This is a genomic window from Terrisporobacter muris (assembly GCF_024621905.1).
GTDB lineage: Bacteria > Bacillota > Clostridia > Peptostreptococcales > Peptostreptococcaceae > Terrisporobacter > Terrisporobacter muris.
Map to the genome: position 1 here is coordinate 1 of NZ_JANKBY010000259.1, position 5396 is coordinate 5396.

General features: G+C 29.0%; 3 protein-coding genes and 3 rRNA genes. 1 reads left to right on the forward strand and 5 read right to left on the reverse strand.

Features of this window, described 5'->3' with window-relative positions; genetic code table 11:
• The 3 genes from NSA58_RS15380 to NSA58_RS15390 all read right to left on the reverse strand — a co-directional run.
• Positions 1-64 (reverse strand): 16S ribosomal RNA (locus NSA58_RS15380); the annotation flags it as partial.
• Between the two features lie 548 nt (positions 65-612).
• Positions 613-1152: an anaerobic ribonucleoside-triphosphate reductase activating protein gene (nrdG, locus tag NSA58_RS15385; RefSeq protein WP_039680108.1), complete on the reverse strand. Its 540-nt coding sequence runs from the start codon at positions 1150-1152 to the stop codon at positions 613-615.
• 22 nt (positions 1153-1174) lie between these two features.
• A complete protein-coding gene (locus NSA58_RS15390; protein WP_074429985.1) occupies positions 1175-3526 on the reverse strand; it encodes an anaerobic ribonucleoside triphosphate reductase in 2352 nt (783 codons plus the stop codon).
• Positions 3527-3742: 216 nt separating this feature from the next.
• Between NSA58_RS15390 and NSA58_RS15395 the strand changes: the two genes are divergently transcribed.
• Positions 3743-4927 carry a pyridoxal phosphate-dependent aminotransferase gene (locus tag NSA58_RS15395; RefSeq protein ID WP_039680106.1) on the forward strand — a complete coding sequence of 395 codons (1185 nt, stop codon included), beginning with the start codon at positions 3743-3745 and terminating at the stop codon, positions 4925-4927.
• A gap of 101 nt (positions 4928-5028) precedes the next feature.
• Here NSA58_RS15395 and rrf read toward each other — a convergent pair.
• Together rrf and NSA58_RS15405 are read right to left on the reverse strand one after the other, a co-directional pair.
• Positions 5029-5145: ribosomal RNA gene (gene rrf, locus NSA58_RS15400) — 5S ribosomal RNA — on the reverse strand.
• A 148-nt stretch (positions 5146-5293) separates the two neighbouring features.
• Positions 5294-5396: ribosomal RNA gene (locus tag NSA58_RS15405) — 23S ribosomal RNA — on the reverse strand; the annotation flags it as partial.

The window sequence follows — 5396 nt, forward strand, 5'->3', positions numbered from 1 at the left end:
CGACTTGCATGTGTTAGGCACGCCGCCAGCGTTCATCCTGAGCCAGGATCAAACTCTCATAAAAAAGTTGTCCATTGCTCAGACTAATCATTATCTGAATATCTGGCTTGGTTTGTTTGTTGTTTCAGTTTAATTCTTAAAGAATTAATTTATTGTTAACCTACTGTTTAATTTTCAAAGTTCTTTTATTTTTAAAAGCTTCTTAATTTTATCAAAGCTTTTTTCCTTTGTCAACATCTTTTTGATTTTTTGTTAACTCGTTATCTTTTTCACATTTATTACATTACCATCTAAAGACTTACTTTGTCAACAACTTTTTCAAAAGTTTTGTTGCTGTTTTGCCCTTGTCTCAAGGACAAGTATTACTATACCAGGTTTATTTTTTATCGTCAACACCTTTTTTCAAATATTTTTTCATTAATTTTTCTATATATTTTTATCCACATTTCCACATTTTTATGTATGTTATAATTCCAAACTTTAAATGAATTCCATTATATTTTATCCACAAACATATCATATTTATTCACATATTTTTTTATTTTATTTTTATTCATATATTAGAAAAATAAAACAAAGGAAGACAATAAATAATATCATCTTCCTTAAAAATCATCTTACCATATTCAATTTTTTATCCATATATTCGTATTTCAATATTATTTCTTCTTTTTCTAAACTTTTTTTAACATCTATTATTCTTTGATTTGATGATCCCCTAAATTTTAAGTCTATATTCTTTTTTTCATATACAAATTTTCCATCTACTAATACATCTATATATTGTAATAAATCTTTGTTGTACATATATAGAGGATTTTCTTTGTTTATTAAGTATTCAAATTTAAATCCAGTATAACACCAAACATCTAAGTTTGCTAACTGTGCTGATTTCGCAATTAACGATAATGCTTTTGGTTGTAAAAAAGGTTCCCCTCCTGATAAAGTTATACCTCTATGTAGTTTTAGCTTTTTCACTTCTTCTATGATACAGTCCGTATCAACAATAACTCCACCATCTAACTTATGAGTTTGAGGATTGTGACATTTATAACAATGATGTATACATCCTTGAGTCCAAATAACCATTCTAAGTCCAGGTCCATCTACAATACTATCATATGTTAATTCCGAGGCTAATCGTAATTTCATCTAACCACTACCTTTAATATTTTTATTTATGTTTCACTCTATCTCTGACTTCCGCTTTCTTTGCATCATTAAATCGGTCTACAGTTCCTACTAAATACCCAGTTATTCTTCTTATTCTTTCAAATTTTACATCACTATCATTTTCATTTCTACCACACTTTGGACATATATGCCCCTCTATAACTCCTGAATAACCACATATAGGGTCTCTATCTACAGGGTGATTTATGCTACCATATCCTATTCCAGATTCTTTCATGGCTTTTATTATTGTTTCAAAGGCCTCTAAATTATTCGATGTATCTCCATCTAACTCTACGTATGTAATATGCCCTCCATTTGTTAATGCATGATAAGGCGCTTCTTTTTTTATCTTATCATATGCACTTATCTTGTAATATACAGGTATATGAAATGAATTCGTATAATATTCTTTGTCTGTTATGCCTTTTAATTCTCCATAAATCCCTTTGTCTATGGATGTAAATCTACCAGATAATCCTTCTGCTGGTGTCGCTATTAAAGAAAAATTCAATTTATATTTATCAGTAGCCTCATCCATTCTTTTTCGCATATGTGATATAATTTTTAGTCCTAGTTCTTGTGACTCTTCACTTTCTCCATGGTGTTTTCCTGTTAAAGCTATTAAACACTCTGCTAAACCAATAAATCCAAGTGTTAGGGTTCCTTGCTTAATCACTTCTTCTAGTCTATCTTCATAGCTTAACTTATCTGAATCTCTCCATATACCTTGACCCATTAAAAACGGGAAATTTTTGACTTTTTTATTTCCTTGTATCACCATTCGTTCTAGTAGTTGATCTATTACTAACTCTATTTTATCATCTAAATCTTTAAAGAAACCATCTAAATCAATTTTATCATTTTTCACTATTCCATGCTCTATACCAAGTCTAGGCAAGTTTATAGTTGTAAAAGATAAATTTCCTCTACCACTCACTTCATTTTTTCCACATATATTACTCATTACCCTCGTTCTACATCCCATATAGGTTGCTTCTGTTTCTGGATTATTAGGTTCATAGTATTCTATATTAAAAGGAGCATCTAAAAAACTAAAGTTAGGAAATAATCTTTTTGCAGATACTCTACATGATAATTTAAACAAATCATAGTTAGGATCTTCTTCATTTAAATTAACGCCTTCTTTTACCTTAAATATAAGTATAGGGAATATGGCTGTTTCTCCATTACCTAAACCTTTCTCCATTGATAATAGTAAATTCTTACTTACCATTCTACCTTCTAAAGATGTATCTGTACCAAAGTTTATACTTGAAAATGGTACTTGTGCTCCAGCTCTAGAATGCATTGTATTTAAATTATGTATAAGACCCTCCATAGATTGGTATGTTTGTTTATCTGTTTCTTTATATGCTTCTTTATATGCAAATTCTTGTATTCTACTTGCCATTTCCATATCAATATTAAACTGCTTAATTAGTTTTTTTCTCTCTAAAGCTTTATATTCATCATCTTGTTTCAATCCTACTTTTAATCCTATTTCATTTTCTGTAGAGTATACTATATATTTTACTTTTTCTATATCATTTTTACTTGCTAATAGTTCAATCCCTTTTAATAAATTATCTATATATAATTTTCTAAAAGTTTTATATACACCTTTAGCCATATCATAATCAAAGAAAGGTATGCTTTGTCCACCATGTTGATCATTTTGATTACTCTGAATGGCAATAGCCGCCAAAGCACCATAACTCATAATACTATTTGGTTCTCTTAAAAAACCATGACCTGTTGAAAATCCTTTTTCAAAAAGTTTATCTAGCTTAATTTGACAACATGTTAATGTTCCCATATTAAGAAAATCCATATCATGTATATGTATATCTCCACTATCGTGAGCATTAACATGTTCAGGTTTTAATACAAAAGTTTTACAAAATTCCTTAGAAACTGTACTTCCATACTGCAACATAGTTCCCATAGCAGTATTTCCATCAATATTAGCATTTTCTCTTTTTATATTAGCATCACTAGCATCTTCAAATGTTATTTCACTTATAGATTTCATAAGTCTTGTACGTGAATTTCTTATTCTACTTCTTTCATTTCTATATGTAATGTATTTTTCACTAGTTCTAGCATGACCATCCTCTATCAAGACTTTTACTACTATGTTTTGTATATCTTCGACTCCAGGAACTGTATCCCTAAATTTGGAGCTCAATATCTTTATTACATTTTGAGTCAATTCTTCAGATGTTTCATAACTAGGCGCTACACCTTCCTCTTTTGCGACTTCACTTGCCGCCTTAAATATAGCTCTTGTTATTCTATCTTCATTAAGTTTGACTATTCTTCCGTCTCTTTTTCTAATATATTCTAACAATAAAAACCCCTCCTAATTACTATATATTGTATGACTTTTATAGTTTAACCACTATATATGGTATATATCCCTTATTTATAATAGAATAACATTTATTAAAATACTTTGTCTATAAAGTACTTAAAACCTTTTTTGTCAAGAAAAGTTATTATTTTTCATGAAATTTTTTCCATTTTATTGTATTATAAATAATATACTTATTTAAGGGGGTAAAAAATGCTATCTAATCGACTTAATATTATCTCACCTTCTTGCACTATAGGAATTAGTTCAAAGGTAAAAAATATGAGAGAATCAGGTATGGATGTTATTAGTTTAAGTATAGGTGAACCAGATTTCAATGTGCCTGAAAAGGCTATTGAGTATGGAATAAAATCTCTAAATGAAAATTGTACAAAGTATGATTTAGTTCCTGGTGTAACTATACTTAGAGAGGAAATATGTAAAAAATTATTGGAAGAAAATAATTGCTATTACTCTATAGATGAAATAGTTTTATCTAGTGGTGCCAAAAATGCTATAACAAATGCTTTATTGGTAGTTACAGATCCTGGAGACGAAGTTTTGATACCGAAACCGTACTGGGTGAGTTACTTTGAAATGACTAAGCTTGTTAATGCAGTTCCTGTTCCAATTGAAACAAGTAAAACAAATGACTTTAAATTAACAGCAGACTTATTAAAGAAATATATAACTGATAAAACTAAAATGCTTTTATTAAATAATCCATCTAATCCAACTGGAAGTGTTTATACAAAAGAAGAACTATTAGAAATAGTAAATATATGTTTAGAAAAAAATATCTATATATTATCTGATGAAATTTATGAAAGAATTTGTTACAATAATGAATTTGTATCTATAGCCTCCTTAGGAGAAGAAGTAAAGAATATCACCATTACTGTTAATGGATTTGCAAAATCAGCAGCAATGACTGGACTTAGATTAGGGTACACTGCTTCAAATAAGAAAATCGCAAAAGGAATTAGTGCAATACAAGGGCATTTAATTTCACACCCGTCCTTAACTTCACAATATATAGGATATGGCGCATTAAAATATTGTAAAGATGATATAGACAATATGGTGAAAATATATAAGTCTAGAAGAGATTTAATTACTTCTAAGTTAAATACTATAAAATATATAGATTATATTTATCCAAATGGCGCATTTTATGTATTTATAGATTTATCACAAGTTGCTGAAAAGTATAAATATAATAAAAGTTTCTCTGTTGAATTTTGTGATGAATTTTTATCTAAATATAATGTAGCTATAGTTCCTGGACAAGCTTTTGGAATAGATGAATATGTACGTATATCTTATGCTTGTTCAGAAAAAGAATTTTTAGAAGGATTAAATAGATTGGAACGTTTTATTTTAGAAATAATGGAATAAAACACATATAATACACGAAAAAGCCATGTAAATTATTTTTTTATTTACATGGCTTCTTTAGTTGGGTTTTTACATGGCTTTTATTTTATATAAAAAAAATTACGTGGCTACGTGCTACTCTCCCAGGGGGTCGCCCCCCAAGTACCATTGCCGCTCAAGAGCTTAACTTCTGTGTTCGGAATGGGAACAGGTGTATCCTCTTTGCTATAATAACCACATAATCTTTATATAAAGTATTAACTTTTGTTAGTACTTTCAAAACTGCTAACATTTAATGTTTTCCATTATTTATTTTTAGCAACTGAAATCTTCCTTATAAACATATAATTAAAGATTTAGTTGGCGATATAAACCTTTAGGTTTATTTTGGTCAAGTCCTCGACCTATTAGTATCAGTAAGCTACATATGTTACCACACTTCCACCTCTGACCTATCAACCATGTAGTCTTCATGGGGTCTTAACCTTGC

What these genes read in the sequence shown, in the direction of transcription:
- nrdG (WP_039680108.1), bottom strand. Translation starts at nt 1,152, where the DNA reads ATGAAATTACGATTAGCCTCGGAATTAACATATGATAGTATTGTAGAT.
- NSA58_RS15395 (WP_039680106.1), top strand. Translation starts at nt 3,743, where the DNA reads ATGCTATCTAATCGACTTAATATTATCTCACCTTCTTGCACTATAGGA.